This window comes from Prosthecobacter algae (genome assembly GCF_039542385.1).
Classification (GTDB): domain Bacteria; phylum Verrucomicrobiota; class Verrucomicrobiia; order Verrucomicrobiales; family Verrucomicrobiaceae; genus Prosthecobacter; species Prosthecobacter algae.
In genome coordinates this window covers 44,739-65,061 of sequence record NZ_BAABIA010000010.1, presented here as the reverse complement: position 1 = coordinate 65,061, position 20,323 = coordinate 44,739, and the positions used below count along the sequence as shown (strand labels likewise).

Sequence of the window (20,323 nt, the reverse complement as noted above, 5' to 3'; positions counted from 1 at the left end):
TGTTAAGGGCTAAACACTGGCTAAGTTACCCCAAAAACTCACCTTCGGTGGATGTTTTTGAGGCGGCCATGAAGATCCTTCGGGATTCCATGCCGCAGATCCGAGACTCCCACCCTCTTTCTGCAAGCGAAGTGGCCACCCTGTTGCGGCTGATGCCTCTTCTCATTTGGTGGGGTGAACGTGAAATCGCCCTCAGTCTGGAAGTCTATCTTCTCCAGCAGCCCCGGGCCTGGGGTTTGGAAACCCTCTCAAAGACCGTTCCGGAAAGCGAATTGCTGACCGCCTCGCTCAAGCCAGAGATCCTCCGGCAGGGAGATGCCCTAAAGCAAGTGCGTGAAAGGCTAGCGGCTGAAAGCCCCGCGCACCCCTGTGGCGAACTGGCTGCTACCGTTGAGGCTGCCTGGCGCTCTGGCCAGTTGCCTTCGCAGCAACTGGGTCGCGGCATTAAGCTTTTGCTCACCCAAGGTGACCGAGCGTCGGCAGAAGGTCTGCTCCAACTGGCCGCCGCGCATCAGTCCGAGAAGGGCATGTTTCCAGAGTCTGCCTTCTCGGAGCGGCACTGCCTGACCGGCTTGCTGGAAATGGCTTCGGCCTGGTTCATGGCCGGGGATCTGAAAGCGGGTGAAGCAGCCTATGGGGCCTTTCTACAATCCAAAGGGCACAAGAATTTCTTTGGAACCGTGCCTGCTGAAAAGGGCGGTTTTTCTCCTCTGCTACGGGCGGCTACCTTTCTGGAGACCCTGCGTGACCGCGTGGTCTGCACCTTTGAGGCCACAGCTCCGAGGTTCCCCACCCAGATCGCGGCCGATGACGGGCGCTTTAAGATCGTGGATGATCTGGTGGCCCAATACCGGCCGAAAGTCGTCGCCGACATTGGCTGCGGCAAGGGGCGGTTCATCAAGCTGCTGAAGGAAAGGCATCCGGAGATCGAAGCCTATGCCGTGGACCTTTCCACCACGATGCTGGGAGAGCTGCCCGCCAGCATTCACGCCAGCCCAGGCACGCTGCTGAATAACGGCCTGCCGGATGGCCTGGCGGATCTGGTCTTTTGTGTGGAGGCGCTGGAGCACGCCGTGAACATCCAGGCAGGAGTCCGCGAGCTGAGCCGCATCACCAGCCCCACAGGCCGCCTGCTGATCCTCGACAAGGATGTCCGGAAGCTGGGCAGCCTGCAGATTTGCGACTGGGAACAGTGGTTTGGCAAAGAGACCATGACTGGCTGGATGGAGGACCACGGCTTCCGCGTGAAGGTCCTGGACCAAATTGATCACGGCGGGATTTCAGGAACAGACGGGTTGTTCCTGGCCTGGGTAGGCGAACGAAAAGCGCACGGACAACCGGCACCTCTTCTGAAAGGCACGACACATGCGAGCGCTTAAAAAGACCGCTAAATACATTTTCAAAAAAAGTTCTCGGTGGATGGTTCCCTGGGAAGCCCAGCGGGAAACTTTCCGGGATCTTGTCCACGGTCTGCAGGAGGATCCGGGCTCGGACCGTGCTATCGAAGCCTGCCTGAAATGGATCCTGCTTGCCCAAAAAAACTCTGCCTCCGCCGATGGTGGCGTAGCGCGTCATTACAGCCTGGTCACTGGCTGGGCTGCTTCCTACCCGGAAACCACTGGCTACATCATCCCGACCCTGCTGGAGCATGCCAAACGGCGGAACTGCCCCCTGCTTGCCGAGGCGGCCCAGCGGATGATGGACTGGCTGATTTCCATCCAGATGCCCGATGGGGCCTTCCGGGGAAGTCACATGCACTCTGCGGTCGTCGCGCCCGTGGTTTTTGACACTGGCCAAATCCTGCTGGGTCTCGCCGCTGCGGCAGCAAACTTTGGAGGCCCCTACATGACCTCCATGCATCGTGCCGCCCAGTGGCTGATGAGCGTGCAGGATACGGACGGGGCCTGGCGGCATCCAAATCCCTTTGCCACCCCTGGCGATCACGTCTGGGAAACCCATGTCGCCTGGGGCCTTCTGGAGGCTTCACGGGTCTCAGGTGAGGCTTCATATGGCGAGGCCGGACTGCGCAACATCCGCTGGGCTGTCTCCCGCCAACAGGAAAATGGCTGGTACCAGGACTGCGGCCTCGGCAAAGATGAAAACTCGCCGCTGACCCACTCGATCGCCTACACGCTGCGCGGTATTCTCGAAGGTTACCGCTTTTCCGGCGATCCCGCCCTGCTCGCAGCCGCTGTGCAGACGGCCGATGCCCTGCTCACAACCCTCACGCCCGAAGGTGCGCTGCCCGGGCGGCTGGATTCGAACTGGAAGCCTGCCGTGCCTTGGATCTGCCTCACGGGACTTTCCCAGACAGCGATCTGCTGGCTGATGCTCTACCAGGATACCGGACGGGCTGAGTACTTGAAAGCGGCCGAGATGGCCAACCAGTTTGTGCGCCGCACGCTCCATATCGGGGAGGAAGATTCCCCCCTCTGCGGCGGGGTGAAAGGTTCCCTACCTGTGAGCGGGGACTACTGCCGCTTTCAGCTCATTAACTGGGCCTGCAAGTTTCTCATTGATGCCTGCACTTTGGAAGGTGATATAAAAAACGTATCCCCCTCACCCTCAAAGATCTAGAGTGGCCACCGAACCGAACGCTGAAACGCCCAAACGAAGGTTCTCTGAAAGCAGATTGTTTCGTGGATCGGGCATCAACGTCCTGGATTTGATCCTCAAGGTGGCGATCACCCTGGTGATCACACCGGCCATGGTCAAATCCCTGAAGGTCGAAGGCTACGGCCTCTGGGTACTCGTCACCTCCATCTCGGGTTATGGTGCCCTGCTGGAGATGGGCATCACCTTTTCCGCCTCCCGTTTTTTGGGGATGGCTGTCGGCGTGGGCAATGTGGACCAGCAGGGTCTCATTTTCACCACCGTGAGGCAGTATTTTCGATACATCTCCGGCCTGCTGCTGATCCTCACGCCCATCATCGTCCTGGTCTCTGGGCTGACGGTCTCCGGTGCCCGGCACGATGACTTCCAGCTCGCCCTGCTCCTGGTCTGCCTCATGCTGGTGCTGAGGTTCCGCTTCCGCATTCCCGTGGTGTTTCTGCGGGCCAACGGGCGCTACGATCTCATTGCCCAGGCCTCCATCATTCGTTCACTCCTCCAGGCAGGCTTCCTGATCTGGCTGCTGGCCCACAACCCCTCCATCGTGGGCGTGGCCCTGGTGCAGATCTTGATGGAAGGGGTGGAACTGTTCCTGCTCTACCGCTTTGCCGCACCGCTGGTGCCCACGCACGTTCCCGCCGCCGAAACGACCGAGGTCAAAGACCTGCGTCAGAACATGCTCCGCTATGCCCGCTCCATCAGCATCCTGATGATCGGTGAGTCCCTGCGGGGCAATCTCAATCCCGTGGTGGTGGACCGGGTGAGCGGGCTGTCCGCCGTGCCGCTGTATTCCATCGGCATGCGCCTGATCACCATCATCCAGGACATGGTGGGTGCCATCTTTGGCGGGCCGGTGATGTCAGTCTTCAGTCAGTTGCATGGCGCCGGCGACGATGTGCGGCTGCGGGAGATGTTTCTCCGCTGCTCCCGCTGGGCCGCCTCCTTCAGCATGTTTGCTGTCATCGGGGCCTGCTGGCTGGCCTCTCCCTTCTTTCACCGTTGGGTGGGCCCGGATCTCTGGGGCGCCACCGATGTGCTGCACATCGTCGCCGCGCCTCACCTGCTCTACTTTGCGCAGTACCCAGCCCACAACCTGTTGTACACGCTGGACAAGAACCACTGGCTGTCCTGGATGTCCATCATCGGGGGGGCCTTCAGTGCCATCCTCAGCGTGGTGCTGGGCTCCTTCTGGGGGCTACAAGGTGTAGTCACGGCCATCGCTGTGGAGATGTTGCTCTCCCGGCTGATCGTGCTGCCTATCATGGTGGCGAAGGTGATTCACATCTCCCCCTTCGAGTACCTCTTCAAGCATCTGTTCCTCTCTTTCCTTCGCACCTGCGGGCCGCCCTTGCTCGGCATTTGGCTGTTCAATGGCATGGTGAGACCGGAGTATCCCAGCCTCTTTCTCGCAGGCTCGGGCTATACCGCCGTCTGCGCCCTGCTGCTGCCTGTGCTGATGCTCAGCCAACAGGAACACCACGATGTGTGGACGAAGATCCGAAAGAAGCTCAGTCGAGCTTCTTCCTGACCAGCAAGGCATCCATTTCGATGGCTGCCTGGCGGTCATCAAAGCTGATCGAATTCAGCAGGCTGGGCACATAGCCGGAGGCGGCGTAAGAAGCGAGCGCCTCCTGAAAAGTCAGCGCCTGCTTGTAGAGGCGAATGCAGGAAATCTCAGACATCACAATCGGGATGTCGTCCAGACAGGCGCTGGCCCCAGCAAAGACTTCAGCATCGAAGCCCTGCGTGTCCATCTTCAGCAGCAGCATCTTGACCCCAAGGCGCTGCTTGATCTGCGGCCAGAGATTATTGATGGTCTCTACCTGTACGGGCAGTGTGCGCAACACGCGGTTGGAATCCGTGTATTTTGTCGGCTGGTCAGGATCCGGCAGATAAAAGGAGCTGAACACGTCCCCGGCCATCTGGTGAAACTCCTTTTCACCCGTCTCCCGACCCAGGGCATCGGTCATGACTTCCCACTTCGGGTCGCGCTCCGCCTTTTTGGCCAGCACCTCGGCGACTTCTTTCAGCGGCTCAAAGGAGATGATCCAGCCTTTGTAGCCGACCTCATTCCTCAGCATTTCAGCAAAGCCTCCGTCATTGGCCCCCACATCAAACACACAGTCCACCGGATAGGTCTCCAGCAGCCGGGCCAGATGCTTGGCGCTGGGGCCACCGATCTTGTCCCGCAGATAGATCTTCTGGTACTCCTCCCACTTCTTGGTCGGGGCCAAGCTGTATCCGAACTTTGCAAAGAACACTTCGAGGATTTTGCGAAGGAGGGATTTCATGGGGCGGTCTGGTTTCCTGAACTCTGTGCCTGAAGACCTGTGGGAGATGAGGCAGGCCTCTTAGTGGTTACTTTTTTGCTCTTGGCCACAAGATTTTGGGGCGGGCGGCCAACTTTCAGCCGCCCACACCTCCCTGCCTGCACTGCCTCTCCCGCTCACATCACTGGGCCCGGGAAAGCTGCACCTGCACAGCCATTACAGAGACGCGAGGGCCGCTGCGGCCACCTCTGCCGTGAGCTCCATGTCCGCCTTGGCGTGAGCCATGCTGATGAACCCGGTCTCAAACTGGCTGGGGGCAAAGTAAACTCCATGGTCCAGGCAGTGGTGGAAGAACTTCCGGAACGCCACCAGGTCGGAGGTCTTCGCATCCTGCAGGTTATGCACCTCCGTCTCCGTGAAGAAAAGGCAGAACATGCTGCCTTTGCGATACCAGCGGTAGCCCAGGCCCTTGCGCTTCAGCACGTCCAGCACGGCGTCTTCCATCACTTGACCGATTTCTTCCAGATACGCAAAGCCCTGCTGGCGCTCCAGCTCGCGAAGCTGCGCCAGACCTGCGGCCATCGCCAAAGGATTCCCACTCAGGGTCCCGGCTTGGTACACTGGCCCCAGCGGTGCCAAGTAATCCATGATATCCGCCCGCCCGCCAAAGGCCCCCACCGGCAGCCCACCGCCGATCACCTTGCCAAAGCAGGTCAGGTCAGGCGTGATGCCTTCCAGCTCCTGCACCCCGCCCTTGGCGAGGCGGAAGCCGGTCATCACTTCATCAAAGATCAACACTGCACCGTACTTCGTGGTGATGTCGCGCAGCTTCTGCAGGAAGCCGGGCTTCGGCAAAATGAGGCCGGCATTGGCCGGATAGGGCTCGACGATCAGGGCGGCGATCTCATGCCCCTTGGCTTCAAAGAGCTCTTCCAGGGCGGCTTCATCATTGAAAGGCAGCACACTCGTCAGCTCCGCAAAGGCCGCTGGCACGCCCGCGCTGTCCGGGTGGCCATGAGTCAGCGCCCCGCTGCCCGCTGCCACCAGCAGGCTGTCTGAGTGGCCGTGGTAGCAGCCATCGAACTTCACCAGCCGGGACCGCCCGGTGAAACCGCGCGCCAGACGGATGGCCGACATCGTGGCTTCCGTGCCGCTGCTGACCAAACGCACCTTTTTCACCGAAGGCACCCACTCACAAATCGTCCGCGCCATGTCCACCTCGTAAGGATTCGGGATGCCAAAGCTCACCCCGTCCTTCGCTGCCGTGTGGATGGCCTCGATGACTGAAACGGGCGCATGACCCAGAATCGCCGGACCCCAGGTACCCACAAAATCAATCATCTCCCGCCCGTCCACATCCCAGATGCGGCAGCCCTTGGCCCGCCGGACAAAGAAAGGATCCCCGCCGACATTCCGGAAGGCACGCACGGGCGAGTTCACCCCGCCGGGGATGTATTGCTTGGCGAGTTCGAAGAGCTTGGTCGAGAGAGGTCCGTTAGACATTGCCAAACGGATACGCGAAAGCTCCCGCACGTCGAACAAAAGCTTTCCTGAACCCGTCAGACTTTGATAGTCTCACTCCCGTCATGAACAAGGCCCCACTTTTCCTCGTGGTTTTTGGTTTCCTCGCCGTCGGCAGCGTGGCTTCCGCGCAGCTCTCCAGCTCGCGCAAATCCTCCCTCCTGGCCCCGGAACCCGGCACCATGGATGTGGAGGACATGCTGAAGAAGCCAGTCACTCTCAAGGTGCTCCAGGAATCTCCCATCTACAGCCGCTCCAAGATGGATCAGGCCCTCGGCTCCATGGCCCCTGGCACTTTGGTGAAGCTCGTCGGCCTTTCGGACACCGCTTACCGCGTTCGCGGCCGCGCCCGTCATGGCGATGTCTCCGGCTGGATGCGCATGGACGACCTACTTTCCCCCGACCCCAACCTCGTCCCCAACCTCAAAAAACTCCACCAGCGCCAGACCGAGGTGGAGGCTCTGATCGCCGCCAAGCAAATCGCGCTCGGCATGACCAGCGAGGAAGTCCACGCCAGCCTGGGCAAGCCCAACCGCAAGTCCAGCAAGCTCAGCGCCAGCGGCAAGGAAGAGAAACTGGAGTACGTCGTCTATGACCGCATCCCCCAATACAATACCGGCCTGGATGCGCTGGGCAGGCCTATCCAGACCGTGGTTTATATCAAAGTGGAGACCGGCAGCATGAGCGTGAACCTCAAAGAAAACGTCGTGGAGAGCATCGAGGAGACCAAGGGCAACCCCCTGGGCAGCGGCGGGGTGAAGATCGTCCCCGGCCCCATCTTCTTTGGCTGGTAGTACGACGGTTTACTGCATCGCCCGCAGCGCCTCGCGGATCAGCTTGTCGGCGCGCACTGGCTCCGTGCTCGCTTTGACCAGCTCATTCACCGTCTTCTGCGCCTCGCTCTGCTTGTAACCCAGGGCGATCAGACCCAGCACGGCATCGCTGATGGCCGCCTGTTTCGGATCATGCGTGCCCCGCGCCACCTCGGCCGCCTGCCAGGCATCCACCACTCCCACCTTGTCCTTCAATTCCAGCACGATGCGCTCCGCCGTCTTCTTGCCCACGCCCTTGATCCGTGCCAGGGCGGCCGTGTCATTGCGGATCACCGCATCTTTGAAAGCCGCTACCGGCATACCGCTCAGGACAGACAGCGCCATCTTCGGCCCGATGCCGGAGACGCGGTCAATCAGCAAGCGGAAGAGGTCTCGCTCATCCTCCGTGAAAAAGCCAAACAAGGTGTGCTCGCGTTCCGTGACATGATGATGCGTCAGCAGCCGCACTTCCGCGCCCTGCTGCGGCAGCTTGTCAAAGGTAGTCAGCGGAATGTTTGTCGCATAACCCACCCCTCCGACGTCCACGATGGCTTGATGCGGGTAGGCTTCGGCAAGTTTGCCACGGAGGAATGCGATCATGCGCTCCATGAAGCCGGGACTCGCCCCGCGTGCAAGGTCTTTGATGCTGGCGCAGCCGCGGGACCCGTGCTCCATTGAGGCCCCATGAAACACTGCTTCCTCGCCGCTTTCTGCCTCCTCGGCGGCCTCATGGCCCAGACGCCCGAACGCCGTCTGGAAGAACTGCTGCTGCTGCCCGAGCCCGTCGTCATGCGCAGCGCCCTCTCCATCGTGCCCGAAGGTGCCGAACTCACCGTGCTCACCCCCGCCAAGGAACTCACCGATGTTCCCGGCATCATGGCCTACTCGGCTGAGGATTTCAAAAAGCTGGGCCTCAGCGTCGAAACCTTTGCGGAGCGGGCCAAAAAGGTGGCCGACAAGCGGCTGGCCGCCCTAAAGCCGACCATCATCAAAGACGCGGCTGGCAAAGCCCAGTATGCCGTCTATCGCAGCGAGCAGCCCCTCATCGCCTCCCTGCTCATCGCCCCTTCCCTGCCCGCCGTTTTCGAAAAGCTCTTCGGCCCTGAAATCTGGGTGGCCCTGCCGGATCGCCACTCCCTCTTCGTCTTCCCCGCCAAGCCCGAATCCCTCGAGGAATTCGCCCCCGACCTCGCCGACCGCTTTCGCACCGATCCCCGCGCCGCCAGTCCCGAGATCTTCGCCATCCAAAAAGGCGGGGTGCCCAAGGTCGTCGGCAGCTTTGTCCAGTAACCCCAAGCTCCCGCTTCGCCCGCTTTGCGTAGGTAGGACGGGTGTGTCCGGCGCATAAAACCCGGTAGCTCCACCCACCCCACCGCCGGATTACCCGTCTTTCCCGGGACACACAAAGCCCCAACGCACCCCTGGTTAGGCCAAAATCATACCCACCCACCGTCGCATCCTGCAAGGATGCCAGCGATCGTCGTCTGCCCCCGCGTCATACAAGCTCTTGGTCTCACACAAACGACCACGAACGGTTCAAGGTGTGACGGCGTCCCGCCGTCAGTCTGGGAAAGATGCCAGGACAGATCGACACGCCGAAAACCACTCCACCGCTCCACACCTCCTCATGTCCAGAGCGCATCACAAAAGGATTGAAGGGCTCCAACGGGAGAAACGCCCAACGCCTAACAAAAAACGCGGAACCTGTTTCCAGGTTCCGCGTTCTCAAGAATGTCTTCGTAAGACTTAGCTGATCACAGGCAATTCAAAGCCAGCGGCATATTCGCCATTGGCTAGCTTGTTGGCTTCTTCAGCGAATTCACCGGTGAACTTCTCAGCCACAGGATCGAAGTCCAGCCATGGGCCGACCTGGGCCATCTCGGCCTTCATGTCGATCTTGTTGGCGACCAGGTTTTCCACGAAGTGATCGAAGGTTTCCTGGGCGGCCTTGCTGTTGCTGAGGCGCTCCTTGACTTCGTCGTTGGAGATCTGCTTGCCGAGGCGGTAGGAGATGTTGGCCATCTGGGCCAGGGCTGCCGCATGGTAGCCGTGGGAGACGTGCAGCACATCCTTCGTCAGCTTGCCGGCGCGGACCGAGTTGATGAAGTTCAGCATGTGGTCAGGACCATCCTGGAAGTTTTCAAACTTATGGATCGCCTTGCCGTCGTTGTCGTAAGCCTTGGACTCCGCAACAAAGCCGCCTTCGCAATGGATGACATTGCCGATACGAGGGGCGGAGGTCTTGCCATTGATGCGATAGACGGGCTCTGCGCCCTTGGCCCAATTCATGTCCTTCATCGGCAGACCGCGGTTGTCGAACAGCAGAGGCGCACCTTCAGCATAGTCATAGAAGGCCATCTGGTTGTTGGCCGTCTCGCCATCGTCATCGTAGCCCCAGCGGCCACCAAAGCTCATCACACGCTTCGGCAGAACGGAAGGATTGCCCAGGCCCCAGCGGGCGACGTCGAGCTGGTGTGGTCCCTGGTTGCCAATGTCGCCATTGCCATAGGCCCACTGCCAATGCCAGTCATAGTGGAACTGGGAGCGGTTCACCGGCAGCATCGGGCGCGGTGCAGACCAGAGTTTGTAGTCGAGCTCGCCCTGGCTGGCCTTGCCATCCACACCCTTGAAGGTGCCGGCGGCAAAAACGTCCTTCGCAGGCACTGGGGCATCCAGCTTGCCGATGCTCTTGCGGGCCTTGTAATTGATGCCACGGCTCAGGGTGGTCTTGCCGATCTGGCCGCTCTTGATGTACTCCATGGCGGAGGCCCAACCGAGGTCGGAACGGCGCTGCATGCCGTGCTGCACCACCAAGCCTTTTTTCTCGGCGATGGCGGCGGCGTCCACCAGCTTGCGGCCTTCCCACATGTTGTGGGAGACAGGCTTCTCGACATACACATGCTTGCCATTGGCGATCGCAGTCAGAGCGATCAGCGTGTGGCTGTGGTTCGGGGTGGCGATGGTCACGGCATCAATGTCCGGATCGGCGCAGCACTCGCGGAAGTCCTTGTACTGCTTCACCTTGATCGGCGTCTCACGCTTGCCGAGGGCGGCCACCTGCTTGGCCATCACTTCGCTGTCCACATCGCAAAGGGCGACCAGACGCACGCCTGGGATCTTCAGCAGGCTGCCGATGTGGCCGGAACCACGGGATTTGAAGCCGATGACGGCAACACGGACTTCACCGTTGGCACCGAGGGGTTTCGCCCAGGTGGGCAAAGTGGCAAGGCCGGCAGCTCCGGCGATCGTGCCGCGCAGGAACGTGCGGCGGCTGGTGTTTGCTGAGTTCATGACGAAGATAGGGTTAGGTTTGGGCACGCGGATTCGCTCCGCACGTCGCGGTAAATCACAACTTACTCAATACGACAGACAAGGTGCAACCTTTCTTCTGACGTGATGCCCGAATCGGATACTTTTATGCCAAAGGCCGCAGTAAGCGCATTCTTTAGCGCCTGCGGCCTAACCAAAAGCGTGTCAATCGTTGAAGAAGTGGCGTCCGGTTGCACCTGCTTCCGTTTTGTTGTCCACTTCCCAGTACACGTCTTCGAAGATGGCTTCAGGCTCCGGATAGGGGCTGACCTTGGCGAACTCTGCCGAAGCTTCTGCTTCTGCCTGAGCTTCGCGGTCGATCTTCTTCAGCTCGTCTTCCGTCGCCACACCTTCCGAAAGGAGGTTGCGCTTCCAGACCTGAATCGGATCGTGCTCCTTCTGGTACTTCTCCACTTCTTCCTTGGTGCGATACTTGAGCTTGTTCGCATCTGCCACGGAATGGCCTTCCCAGCGATAGGTGGCGATTTCCAGCATCGTCGGCTTGCTCTCATTGTGAGCGCGGTCAATCGCCACCTGCACGTGGGCGCGCACGTCGTAGAGGTCTTCACCGACGAATGAATCCCAGGCCATGCCATAACCTTCGGCACGCTTGGCCAGATTCTCATTGTAGGCGGAGGAGCGCTCCTGGCTGGTGCCCATGGAGTAGCCGTTGTTTTCGATAACGTAAATGACCGGCAGATCCCAAAGGGCCGCCAAGTTCAGGGATTCATGGAATGCACCCTGGTTCACAGCGCCGTCGCCCAGAAAACACATCGCTGCGCCTTTGAGGCCACGATACTTGAGGCCATAAGCGAGGCCCAGGCCGAGAGGGGTCTGCCCAGCGACAATGCCGTGGCCACCCCAGTAATTCTTATCCGGCGCAAAGTAGTGCATCGAGCCGCCCTTGCCTTTGGAGCAACCGGTGGCCTTGCCAAAAAGTTCCGCCATGCACTCATTCATGGACATGCCGACTCCGAGAGCGTGGGCGTGGTCGCGATAAGCCGTGATCACATGATCGTTTTCACCCATCAGGGAAGTACAACCAATCGCCACAGATTCCTGGCCGATGTAAAGGTGGAGGAAACCACCCATGCGACCGGCCTGATAATGCTGGAGGGAAACCTGCTCAAAACGACGCACCCGCACCATCTTGCGATACAGTTCAATCTTGTCTGCCGCAGTCAGTTTGGCATTGATCGGTGCATCAGCAGATTTGGCGGAAGGAGCAGTCTTAGTGGCCATAGTTGAGGGAAGAAGATACTAGCCGGATGAAGGGGGGAAGCAAGTCAGGAGTCCGATGAAGCCAACAGAACCTGGACAGAGCCACTCCCTTCGAAGTAGCATGGATGATGCCTGCTTTTTAGAAGCCTGAAGACTGCCATCTTCACCTCGACGCGGAGGCAACCCTGCCTTCGGCACTGCCAGACTGGGTGGCGACCAAAGTCTTTCGCCAGGATCTATCTCAACCTGGTTTTGCCTGCCTCAGCCTGCCTGGCCAGGTCGATTCCTTTCAACTCCGGCGGTCGATGGCGTGGCTGAGAGAACAGTTGTCCCGACTGTTTCAAACCACCTATGGCCAATCCTTGGCCTACTATTCCCTGGGTCGTTTTGACCAAAAGAAAACCACCCGTCTGCATTTAGACGGTGGCCCGGCCTGCTCCTTTTTGATGCTCGGTTATGAGCCCAGCGCGGTCACCAGCCGTTTCCTCGTTTCCGATTACTCCCGCTGCGCTGCGGATCTGGGCCTGTCACCTCGTGAGTTTTTATCCCATGTTCACCGAGGAAGGGCGAGAGGCTTTGCAAGCCTATACTCAGGAAGTGCCCGGCTGGAACGATGCCCAAACCCGGATCGTGATCCTCAACAACAGCTGGCTTCCAGCAGCCTCTCCCCTGCCCGGTCTTGCCATCCTTCATGGCGCGGAAGTGCTAAACATCCCGAGCCCTGGCACTCCCAGGATCATCAATTCCACCATGTTTGTCACCCAGCCAGAGGCCCCTGTCGAGACGGATGAAGCCCTGAAAATCTTCCTGGAAACGGACGCCATTTCAGGCCAGATTCTCTGAGACCAATGCACTGATCCTCTCGCATGAGCGCCACCCCTTCTGACAATCCCGCAGAACGGGCAATGATCACCACGCTGCGAGTTTGGTTTACCTGGCCGCTGAGCGGGGCGGCCGCGCTGCTACTCGCTTCACTTTTTAAAACCAAACTGGGGATTTCCGGAGGTATCAGCCAGACGTGTTTCCTCGCCTCATATGTGGCCATCCGCTTTCGTTCACGTCGCTTTGCTACTCCTTGCTGCTCGGGACAGCGTCGTCGCTCTGAGCAAAAAAGAGAGGGGTTACCAAGGTTTCATCGCCTTAGTCATGGTCTTTTTGGCCCTTTTGATCTCGGTTCCGGTGAGCCTTATCTTCCTTTCGGCCATGGCCCAGAGTTCCTAAACCAACCTCTTTTTGTTCCACATGGAACAATTTTAGAGCTGTGCTAAGCTATTGGAAGGCGGCCCAAACCAGCGCCCACCCCCTTCCCTGACCATGTCCACGAGCCTCTACACCTACCCCAAACACTACGATGTCATCGTCTGCGGCGCAGGCCATGCCGGGGTGGAGGCTGCCATGGCGGCTGCCCGATTGGGTTGCCAGACGGCCATCCTCACCCAGAATCTGGACACCATTTCCCAGATGTCCTGCAACCCGGCTATCGGGGGTTTGGCCAAGGGCCATGTCGTCCGCGAGATCGATGCCCTGGGCGGCGTGATGGGCCTGAACACAGATGCCACTGGTATCCAGTTCCGCATGCTTAACGCCAAAAAGGGTCCTTCCGTGCAGAGCCCCCGGGCCCAGTGCGACAAGAAGGCCTACCAGTTTCGCATGAAATGGCTGATCGAAAACCAGCCCAACCTGGACATGCACCAGGGCAATGCCGCCGAAATCCTGGTCGAAAACGATGTCGTTGTCGGTATTCGCACCAGCCTCGGTATGGTCTATCGGGCCTCTGCCGTCATCATTTCCTCAGGCACTTTCATGCGCGGACTCCTGCATGTGGGTCTGCAAAACCAGTCCGGCGGTCGCATGGGGGACGGCATGTCCACCCTGTCAGACAGCCTCCTTCACCTCGGCTTCGAAGTGAAGCGCTTCAAGACTGGAACCCCCTGCCGGATCAATAGCCGCAGCATTGATTTCTCCAAGTGCGAGGTCCAGCCAGGAGACACTCCTGCCCCCCATTTCAGCTACCTTTCGGGGGTCGTGGAAGAGGAGCGGGACCTGTTTACCCTCAACCATTGGGGGCCCAAATTGTTCCACGTGGAACAAACTCCCTGCTGGATCACCTACACCAACCCCCAAACTCACGACGTTATCCGGGCCAATTTGGACAAATCCCCGATGTATTGTGGGCGCATTGAAGGGGTCGGTCCGCGCTACTGTCCCTCCATTGAGGACAAGGTGGTGCGCTTTGCGGAGAAGGATCGGCACCAGGTTTTCCTCGAACCCGAGGGTCGCCACACTCGTGAATTTTACATCAACGGGGTCTCCACTTCCCTGCCCTACGAGGTGCAGCACCAGTTCATCCGCTCCATCGTGGGTCTGGAAAAGGCGGAAATCATCCGCCCTGGCTACGCAGTGGAGTACGATTACTGCCCGCCTACCCAGCTCTCTTCCACCCTGGAAACCAAACGTGTGGGGGGTCTATATTTCGCTGGGCAGATCAATGGCACCTCCGGTTATGAAGAAGCGGCCGGTCAGGGACTGCTGGCGGGGGCCAACGCGGCCCTCAAAATCCAGGGCAAACCGCCGCTGATTTTGGGCCGTAGCGAAGCCTATTTGGGAGTGCTCGTGGATGATTTGGTCACCAAAGGCACCACCGAACCCTACCGCCTTTTCACTTCTCGGGCCGAGTATCGCCTGCTTCTGCGGCAGGATAACTGCGACCTTCGCCTCACTCCTCGGGCCGCTGCCCTGGGTTTGGTGGATGATTTCCGTCGTGATCATACCGAACAAAAAGCGGTCCGCCTGACCGAAGCTCATCGTTTCGCCCAGACCACCAGCCATGATTCCATGCGCCTGCACGCCTGGATTCGGCGCACGGAAAACGACCACACTTCCCTGCCCCAGGACATCCGCTCGCAGTTCAGTGACGAGATCTGGCAGCTCTTGGAAAACGACCTCAAGTACGAAGGCTACGTCCAACGCCAGGAACTAATGGTCGAAAAGACCGCCCGCATGGACGAAAAAGAGATCCCGACCAACTTCGATTACTCCAAGATCTACGGCATGAAAAAAGAGGCCCACATGCGCCTCTCCCAGATCCGTCCTACCACCCTCGGCCAAGCAACCCGCATCCAGGGCGTCACTCCGGCTGATATTGCGCTGCTGGCCGTGATGTTGAGAAAGGGGTGAGCTATCGTTTTGACCCTGCCTCGTCTGGATAGGAATTCTTTAAAGCCTCTATGCCTCGTTTCATACTCTCTCTTTTTTGTGGTTTAGCCATGGTTGGCCTCACGCGCTGTAAATCCAGTCCTGCTGTTACGGCTTTTAAACCCGAAGCTGATGAAGTTATGCAGCAGCGTTTGAGGTGGATGATTGGATATTGGTACGGAAATCAGCCCACCAAAAATGGAGGACGGAAGCAATGGATTATCCATCGAACCGCAGATGGTCATTTCACCATCACCTTTAAAGTCGACGATCCTGTCGAAGGAAAAATCGAACAGTTCGAGAGCGGTGTTTGGGGAGTCAGTGGAAAATACTATGCTGCATTCACTACTTCTATCGGATCCGCAGCTACAATCCATTCCACCCCTCCCTTGAAGTCCTCATTGTGGGATATCTATCGCATCCACAACCTCACAGAAAATGAACTGCACTACAGTTCCGTCGAAACGGGTAACCATTACAAAAGTCGTCGGGTCTCTGCGGATTTTAGGATGCCATGAACCTTAACCAGCATCTCGCCGCCATCGCTCAAATTCGTATCGTAGGCTTAGCTAAAGCGGATCTCCCGGCGGCGTCTCACCTGACTGCCAAAGATCAGGGTCCTCAGTGACATCAATAGTCCGACGGCTCCACCGCCCATCATCAGCCACGGCATCTTGCCCACCTCATTCAAAAGGCAGGCTTCATGGGGATTGGCTGGATTGTAATGCACAGGCAGCACCTTCCCGACGGGCAGCCGGTTCACCACATTGGCTGCATCCGAGCGATTGCTAGAACTGCCATCCATGAACGTCACATGATCCCCTTTGATCTTCTGGCCGTTCACTTCGTATTCGTAGCGCACATGGGCCTCATACATCCGTGAGCTGGAGCCTGCGCGCGTCCGGCTTTCGGCCACTTCCGATTCCAGGATGGTTCCCTGAGCTTTCGGCCACTTCTCACTGGCTTTCCCTTTGGAGTAATGGACCCAGCCGAGCCAGATGAAAAAACCCGACACAAAAATGGCGATGCAGGAGAAGAGCGCGTTTCGCATGGAGAGTAGGATCAAGATGAGGCTGAATTGATTTGGCCAAGACGCGTTCCCTGTGACAAAGTTTTTTACTCCGCTTCATTACCCTCATGCAGATTTTCACCCGCTTCCTCTTTTGGCTGGGCCTCACTGGAGCGCCTCTCGTTTTAGCGACGGAAACCCTCGAATATGAAGGCGGCCTGTATCAGGTGCATCGGGTCCCGCTCACCCAACAGTCCAAACTGGATCTGCGCTGGCAGGATGATTCCGGCAAGCCCCTTTCCGACTTCGGAGGTCTGCAAAAGCAGCTCAGCCAAGAGGGCAAAAAGATCCTCTTCGCCACCAATGCCGGGATCTATGAGCGCGGGCCGAAACCCTGTGGCCTAACCATTATTGCTTCAAAAACTCTGGTTCCGCTGAATCTCGCGAACGCCGAAGGAAACTTCTTCCTCAAGCCCAATGGAGTTTTCTACCTTGATGACCAGAACGGCCCTGGCATTGCAGAAGCGTCAGAGTATGCCAGCCTCCACATCCAACCGCGGATCGCCAACCAGTCCGGCCCCCTCCTGCTCCGCAAGGGCGTCATGCACCCAGCTTTCAATGCGAACTCACCGAACCGCCGCCAGCGCAGCGCAGTGGGCATTGTGACAGCTTCCAAGGAAATCGTCTTCGTCATGAGCGATCGCGAAGACCGCGCCAAAGGCCGTGTCACCTTCCATCAGCTTTCCCGGTTCTTCCTTCACCTCGGCTGTCAGGACGCACTCTTTCTGGATGGCGACATCTCCCAGATGATCACCTCCCCTGCCCCAGGCACGAAGTTCTCGCCGAACACCTTTGCAGGCATGTTTGTGGTCACGGAGTGAGTCTGAGCTACTCCTTGTAGTCTTCTCCGTTGAGGCTCTTCGCCACGCTCTGCAGCCAGTCCTGCAGGGCTTCCTGCATCTGCGGCACGCGCTCGGGCTGCTCGGCAAAAAGCACTCGGCTTTCATCGGGGTCGGCGCTCAGATCATAGAGCTCCCAGTCCACCTCTCCTTTGTCGTCTTCGATACGGTGCAGCTTCCAGTTCCCATCTATCCAGGCCGAGTGACCCGGGAACTTGTTGATCGGTACGGGTTCACCGATGACTCCTGCATCTGCCGCCAACCGCTCAGGATCATTGGGTTCTTCTCCCCGGGCCTGCGCGCCTAACAAATCATTCATCCATTTTTCCGAAGGGGTTGGCTTGCCTTTGATTTTGGAATCCCAGAAGCCGATGGGCTGGCTTCGCTTTTTCTCCGTGCCTTCCAGCAGAGGCAAAAGATTCACCCCGTCCAGGGGGTGCAGCTTCGCCGGTTCCACCTTGGCCATGGCCAGAACCGTCGGGAAGATATCGCTGGTGGTGCAGGGGGCGGTAATGACTTTCGGCTCCTTGAAGAGTGCAGGCCATTCCAGCAGCGCAGGCACCAGCAGGCCCCCTTCATAGACCTGCCCCTTGTTGCCACGGCGGCCACCACTGGAGCCGATCTTTGGCAGCGCCCCATTGTCACTGCAGTACCAAAGCACCGTGTTCTCATCCAGGTCCAGCGTCTTCAGCTCCTGACGAATGCGGCCAAAAGCGCGGTCCATCGCCGTGATCTCTCCGTAAAAGTCCTGCACTTTTTTTGGTTGGTCCGCATACAGAGCGCGATCAGTTTCCAGAGCCTGGTGCGGACTGTGTGGGGAGCCAAACCAGACCACCGCCAGGAATCGCTGCTTTTGGTTAGACCGTTCCCGGATGAACTGGATCGCCAGCTCTGCCGTCACATCCGAACTGTCCCCCTTGAACTGCTTCGCGGTGCCTTCGTCGCTCAGCACCGGATCCAGATCGAAAAAGTTCGGGGCCGAGACCCAGTGATCAAACCCACTCGCGCCTGGGCTCACCGGACTCGCCTTCTGCACGCCTCCGAGGTGCCACTTGCCATAGTGCCCGGTCACGTAGCCCGCCGTCTTCAGCACCTCCGGCAGGGTGACCTCCTGCGGCCTCAGCGTATGGCCCCAGGAAAAGCAGCCAAAGCGGTTCGGCGTGCGTCCCGTCATCACACTGCCACGAGTGGGCGAGCACACCGGCGCAGCGGCATGGAAGTTGTCAAAACGGATGCCCTCCTTGGCCATGGCATCGAAGTTTGGCGTCTTCAGGTGTGGGTGGCCATTGTAGGCCATGTCACCCCAGCCCTGATCATCCGCCATCACCAGCACGATGTTCGGCGGCTCCGTGGTGATGGCATGGGCAGAGACGGTGGCCAGCAGGGCAAAAAGAAGTGCTTTCATATCACAGAAGGGGTTTACGCCAAGCGTATGAACTGGGAACGCCGATGTCGAGGCTGCCTTGCGCTGGAATAAAACCCGCCTCCCATTCTCCAACTCACGAAAGCACACACATCTGAAAGTTTGACGGCCCTCGTAACGCAATGAGTAGTCGCCATACCTCCCTTTCTTAGCGACCATGAAAACCTTCCTCTCCCTTCTCGCCGCCATGTCCACCGCCCTCACTCCTGCCATCGCCGCAGATCCCGCCCCTGCCGCCACCTCAGGCAAAACCGAACTTGCCGTCCTCGGCGGCGGCTGCTTCTGGTGCACCGAAGCCCAGTATGAAATGCTCAAAGGCGTGAAGTCGGTCGTCAGCGGCTACTGCAACGGCATCAAAGAAAACCCAACCTACAAAGAAGTCTGCGCCGGTGACACCAAGCACAACGAGGTCATCCAGATCGAGTTCGATCCTGCCGTCATCAGCTACAAAGAAATCGTGGACTACTTCTGGATCGCTCATGACCCCACCACGCTGAACCGCCAAGGCAATGACGTGGGCGACCAATACCGCTCCGGCATCTATTACCTGAACGACGAACAGAAAAAGATTGCAGAGGAATCCATGAAGGCCGCCCAAAAAGACTGGGACCAGCCCATTGTGACAGAGATCGTGCCCCTGAAGAAATTCTACATTGCCGAGGACTACCACCAGGACTACTTCGCCAATAACCCAGGCCAGGGTTACTGCCGCGCCGTCGTCAGCCCCAAGGTCTCCAAATTCCGCGCCAAACTGGCCAAGGAAGGCAAGTTCAAGGAATAGACCAAACGAAATCCTTTAGACCACTTCATTCTCAGCGGCTCATGGGATTCCCCGTGAGCCGCTTTCTTTTAGCCATTCTGGGCACGCTGACGCAGCCAATGGTCGGCAATGATCAGATGCACCATCGCCTCGACCATCGGCACCGCACGTGGCAGCACGCAGGCATCGTGACGACCACGGGCAGAGAGGGTGGTTTCCTCGCCCGTATTCGTCACCGTCTTCTGCTCGCGGAGCACAGTAGCTGTCGGCTTAAAGGCCACACGGAAGACGATCTCCTCACCATTGCTGATGCCGCCCTGAATGCCGCCGCTGCGATTGCTGCGCGTGCGCACCTGGCTGCCATCCATGTAGAATTCGTCGTTGTGCTCCAGCCCCGTCATCAGTGTGCCGGCAAAACCGCTGCCAATTTCAAAACCCTTCGTCGCTGGCAGGCTCATCATCGCCTTGGCCAGATCGGCCTCCAGCTTGTCAAAGACCGGCTCTCCCAAACCTGGGGGCACACCGCGAACTACGCACTCCACCACCCCACCCACGCTGTTGCCCTGGCTACGCACGTTTTCGATCAGCTCGATCATTTTCTCCGCTGCTACCGGATCGCAGGTGCGGACGATGTTGGACTCGATCAGCTCGGCAGTCAGTTTCTCCGGCACTTTCGCTTCCAGATGCTGGATGGTCTTCACGTAGGCCAGGCATTCGTAGCCCTTTAGAGACTGCTGGAGGACCTTGCGGGCGATTGCCCCGGCTGCCACACGGCCGATGGTCTCGCGGGCGCTGGAGCGGCCTCCACCCGAAACAGCCCGGATGCCATACTTCGCATCGTAAGTGTAGTCGGCGTGGCTGGGGCGGTAGGCCTGCGCCATCTCCGTGTAAGCCGAAGGGCGCTGGTCCGTGTTCCGGACAAAGATGCCGATGGGAGTGCCCAGCGTTACACCATCCAACACACCGGAAAGGATCTCCGCTTTGTCATCTTCCTTGCGAGGCGTCACGATCTTGCTCTGGCCAGGGCGGCGACGGTCCAGCTCCTGCTGAATGTCCTCCACGGTCAGCGGAATGCGAGGCGGGCAGCCATCAATGACGACGCCTACACCGGGACCATGAGATTCACCCCAAGTGCTGATGCGGAAGAGAGTGCCGAGGCTGCTGGACATAAGGGCTGTTAAGATGGGCAGCCTCCATCTCTGTGCAAGCAAAGGAACTATTGGAGAGAGTTATGCCGCTTTTTCACAGCCTCTATGATTGGCTAAGGTAAGCTTCGTTAAACCTCCTTATCCGT

The 20,323-nt window shown here is 58.8% G+C and carries 19 protein-coding genes; 11 read left to right on the top strand and 8 right to left on the bottom strand.

The genetic code is table 11. The features are described 5' to 3' along the window. The first annotated feature begins 68 nt into the window (after positions 1-68). From ABEB25_RS20860 to ABEB25_RS20850, 3 genes are read left to right on the top strand one after another with little or no spacing between them, the layout of a single operon-like run. Positions 69-1,379, top strand: coding sequence for a class I SAM-dependent methyltransferase (locus ABEB25_RS20860; RefSeq protein ID WP_345738379.1), 1,311 nt, complete (start codon positions 69-71; stop codon positions 1,377-1,379). Positions 1,380-1,419: 40 nt separating this feature from the next. Next, positions 1,420-2,577 carry a prenyltransferase/squalene oxidase repeat-containing protein gene (locus tag ABEB25_RS20855; protein ID WP_345738378.1) on the top strand — a complete coding sequence of 386 codons (1,158 nt, stop codon included), beginning with the start codon at positions 1,420-1,422 and terminating at the stop codon, positions 2,575-2,577. Positions 2,578-2,632: 55 nt separating this feature from the next. Continuing rightward, a complete protein-coding gene (locus ABEB25_RS20850; protein WP_345738377.1) occupies positions 2,633-4,138 on the top strand; it encodes a lipopolysaccharide biosynthesis protein in 1,506 nt (501 codons plus the stop codon). Here ABEB25_RS20850 and ABEB25_RS20845 read toward each other — a convergent pair. Continuing rightward, positions 4,119-4,901, bottom strand: coding sequence for an FkbM family methyltransferase (locus ABEB25_RS20845; RefSeq protein WP_345738376.1), 783 nt, complete (start codon positions 4,899-4,901; stop codon positions 4,119-4,121). The two genes, ABEB25_RS20850 and ABEB25_RS20845, sit on opposite strands and share 20 nt — an antisense overlap. A 195-nt stretch (positions 4,902-5,096) precedes the next feature. Next, a complete protein-coding gene (gene hemL / locus ABEB25_RS20840; RefSeq protein ID WP_345738375.1) occupies positions 5,097-6,383 on the bottom strand; it encodes a glutamate-1-semialdehyde 2,1-aminomutase in 1,287 nt (428 codons plus the stop codon). An 83-nt stretch (positions 6,384-6,466) separates the two neighbouring features. Here hemL and ABEB25_RS20835 point away from each other — a divergent pair, with 83 nt between their 5' ends. Beyond that, positions 6,467-7,195 (top strand): hypothetical protein, encoded by a 729-nt coding sequence (locus ABEB25_RS20835; RefSeq protein WP_345738374.1) that lies wholly within the window; start codon positions 6,467-6,469, stop codon positions 7,193-7,195. A 9-nt stretch (positions 7,196-7,204) separates the two neighbouring features. Here the strand turns inward: ABEB25_RS20835 and ruvA are convergent, their stop codons facing one another. Next, positions 7,205-7,813 carry a Holliday junction branch migration protein RuvA gene (gene ruvA, locus ABEB25_RS20830; RefSeq protein ID WP_345738373.1) on the bottom strand — a complete coding sequence of 203 codons (609 nt, stop codon included), beginning with the start codon at positions 7,811-7,813 and terminating at the stop codon, positions 7,205-7,207. Positions 7,814-7,897: 84 nt separating this feature from the next. Here ruvA and ABEB25_RS20825 point away from each other — a divergent pair, with 84 nt between their 5' ends. Further along, positions 7,898-8,503, top strand: a complete 606-nt coding sequence (locus tag ABEB25_RS20825; protein WP_345738372.1) for a hypothetical protein — start codon at positions 7,898-7,900, stop codon at positions 8,501-8,503. Between the two features lie 456 nt (positions 8,504-8,959). On the opposite strand, the gene ABEB25_RS20820 is transcribed toward ABEB25_RS20825, so the two are convergent. Together ABEB25_RS20820 and pdhA are read right to left on the bottom strand one after the other, a co-directional pair. Beyond that, entirely contained in the window at positions 8,960-10,504 is a 1,545-nt protein-coding gene (locus ABEB25_RS20820; RefSeq protein WP_345738371.1) for a Gfo/Idh/MocA family protein, read from the bottom strand. 183 nt (positions 10,505-10,687) lie between these two features. Continuing rightward, positions 10,688-11,764, bottom strand: coding sequence for a pyruvate dehydrogenase (acetyl-transferring) E1 component subunit alpha (gene pdhA, locus ABEB25_RS20815; RefSeq protein WP_345738370.1), 1,077 nt, complete (start codon positions 11,762-11,764; stop codon positions 10,688-10,690). A gap of 513 nt (positions 11,765-12,277) precedes the next feature. Here pdhA and ABEB25_RS20810 point away from each other — a divergent pair. From ABEB25_RS20810 to ABEB25_RS20795, 4 genes are read left to right on the top strand one after another with little or no spacing between them, the layout of a single operon-like run. Next, entirely contained in the window at positions 12,278-12,586 is a 309-nt protein-coding gene (locus ABEB25_RS20810; RefSeq protein WP_345738369.1) for a hypothetical protein, read from the top strand. Positions 12,587-12,609: 23 nt separating this feature from the next. Beyond that, complete coding sequence (locus tag ABEB25_RS20805) at positions 12,610-13,011, top strand: hypothetical protein (RefSeq protein WP_345738368.1); 402 nt, start codon at positions 12,610-12,612, stop codon at positions 13,009-13,011. Positions 13,012-13,057: 46 nt separating this feature from the next. Continuing rightward, positions 13,058-14,920 carry a tRNA uridine-5-carboxymethylaminomethyl(34) synthesis enzyme MnmG gene (mnmG, locus tag ABEB25_RS20800; RefSeq protein WP_345738367.1) on the top strand — a complete coding sequence of 621 codons (1,863 nt, stop codon included), beginning with the start codon at positions 13,058-13,060 and terminating at the stop codon, positions 14,918-14,920. A 50-nt stretch (positions 14,921-14,970) separates the two neighbouring features. Further along, positions 14,971-15,456 (top strand): hypothetical protein, encoded by a 486-nt coding sequence (locus tag ABEB25_RS20795; protein WP_345738366.1) that lies wholly within the window; start codon positions 14,971-14,973, stop codon positions 15,454-15,456. A gap of 47 nt (positions 15,457-15,503) precedes the next feature. Here ABEB25_RS20795 and ABEB25_RS20790 read toward each other — a convergent pair whose 3' ends face one another. Continuing rightward, entirely contained in the window at positions 15,504-15,989 is a 486-nt protein-coding gene (locus ABEB25_RS20790) for a DUF3592 domain-containing protein (RefSeq protein WP_345738365.1), read from the bottom strand. Between the two features lie 86 nt (positions 15,990-16,075). On the opposite strand from ABEB25_RS20790, the gene ABEB25_RS20785 reads away from it, so the two are divergent. After that, on the top strand, positions 16,076-16,828 hold the full coding sequence (locus tag ABEB25_RS20785; protein WP_345738364.1) for a phosphodiester glycosidase family protein: 753 nt from the start codon (positions 16,076-16,078) through the stop codon (positions 16,826-16,828). Positions 16,829-16,835: 7 nt separating this feature from the next. On the opposite strand, the gene ABEB25_RS20780 is transcribed toward ABEB25_RS20785, so the two are convergent. After that, positions 16,836-18,251: a sulfatase-like hydrolase/transferase gene (locus tag ABEB25_RS20780; RefSeq protein ID WP_345738363.1), complete on the bottom strand. Its 1,416-nt coding sequence runs from the start codon at positions 18,249-18,251 to the stop codon at positions 16,836-16,838. A gap of 175 nt (positions 18,252-18,426) precedes the next feature. Here ABEB25_RS20780 and msrA point away from each other — a divergent pair, with 175 nt between their 5' ends. Further along, positions 18,427-19,050: a peptide-methionine (S)-S-oxide reductase MsrA gene (gene msrA, locus ABEB25_RS20775; protein WP_345738362.1), complete on the top strand. Its 624-nt coding sequence runs from the start codon at positions 18,427-18,429 to the stop codon at positions 19,048-19,050. 68 nt (positions 19,051-19,118) lie between these two features. Here msrA and aroC read toward each other — a convergent pair whose 3' ends face one another. Next, the gene (gene aroC / locus ABEB25_RS20770; RefSeq protein WP_345738361.1) at positions 19,119-20,198 is read right to left on the bottom strand and encodes a chorismate synthase; all 1,080 of its coding nucleotides are present in this window, start codon (positions 20,196-20,198) and stop codon (positions 19,119-19,121) included. Positions 20,199-20,323: the final 125 nt, after the last annotated feature.

Excerpts from the sequence above, each read along its gene's own strand:
- msrA (WP_345738362.1), top strand. The coding sequence starts at position 18,427 with ATGAAAACCTTCCTCTCCCTTCTCGCCGCCATGTCCACCGCCCTCACT.
- ABEB25_RS20780 (WP_345738363.1), bottom strand. The coding sequence starts at position 18,251 with ATGAAAGCACTTCTTTTTGCCCTGCTGGCCACCGTCTCTGCCCATGCC.
- pdhA (WP_345738370.1), bottom strand. The coding sequence starts at position 11,764 with ATGGCCACTAAGACTGCTCCTTCCGCCAAATCTGCTGATGCACCGATC.
- ruvA (WP_345738373.1), bottom strand. The coding sequence starts at position 7,813 with ATGATCGCATTCCTCCGTGGCAAACTTGCCGAAGCCTACCCGCATCAA.
- ABEB25_RS20820 (WP_345738371.1), bottom strand. The coding sequence starts at position 10,504 with ATGAACTCAGCAAACACCAGCCGCCGCACGTTCCTGCGCGGCACGATC.
- ABEB25_RS20860 (WP_345738379.1), top strand. The coding sequence starts at position 69 with ATGAAGATCCTTCGGGATTCCATGCCGCAGATCCGAGACTCCCACCCT.
- ABEB25_RS20790 (WP_345738365.1), bottom strand. The coding sequence starts at position 15,989 with ATGCGAAACGCGCTCTTCTCCTGCATCGCCATTTTTGTGTCGGGTTTT.
- hemL (WP_345738375.1), bottom strand. The coding sequence starts at position 6,383 with ATGTCTAACGGACCTCTCTCGACCAAGCTCTTCGAACTCGCCAAGCAA.
- ABEB25_RS20785 (WP_345738364.1), top strand. The coding sequence starts at position 16,076 with ATGCAGATTTTCACCCGCTTCCTCTTTTGGCTGGGCCTCACTGGAGCG.
- mnmG (WP_345738367.1), top strand. The coding sequence starts at position 13,058 with ATGTCCACGAGCCTCTACACCTACCCCAAACACTACGATGTCATCGTC.
- ABEB25_RS20795 (WP_345738366.1), top strand. The coding sequence starts at position 14,971 with ATGCCTCGTTTCATACTCTCTCTTTTTTGTGGTTTAGCCATGGTTGGC.
- aroC (WP_345738361.1), bottom strand. The coding sequence starts at position 20,198 with ATGTCCAGCAGCCTCGGCACTCTCTTCCGCATCAGCACTTGGGGTGAA.
- ABEB25_RS20805 (WP_345738368.1), top strand. The coding sequence starts at position 12,610 with ATGAGCGCCACCCCTTCTGACAATCCCGCAGAACGGGCAATGATCACC.
- ABEB25_RS20845 (WP_345738376.1), bottom strand. The coding sequence starts at position 4,901 with ATGAAATCCCTCCTTCGCAAAATCCTCGAAGTGTTCTTTGCAAAGTTC.
- ABEB25_RS20835 (WP_345738374.1), top strand. The coding sequence starts at position 6,467 with ATGAACAAGGCCCCACTTTTCCTCGTGGTTTTTGGTTTCCTCGCCGTC.
- ABEB25_RS20825 (WP_345738372.1), top strand. The coding sequence starts at position 7,898 with ATGAAACACTGCTTCCTCGCCGCTTTCTGCCTCCTCGGCGGCCTCATG.
- ABEB25_RS20855 (WP_345738378.1), top strand. The coding sequence starts at position 1,420 with ATGGTTCCCTGGGAAGCCCAGCGGGAAACTTTCCGGGATCTTGTCCAC.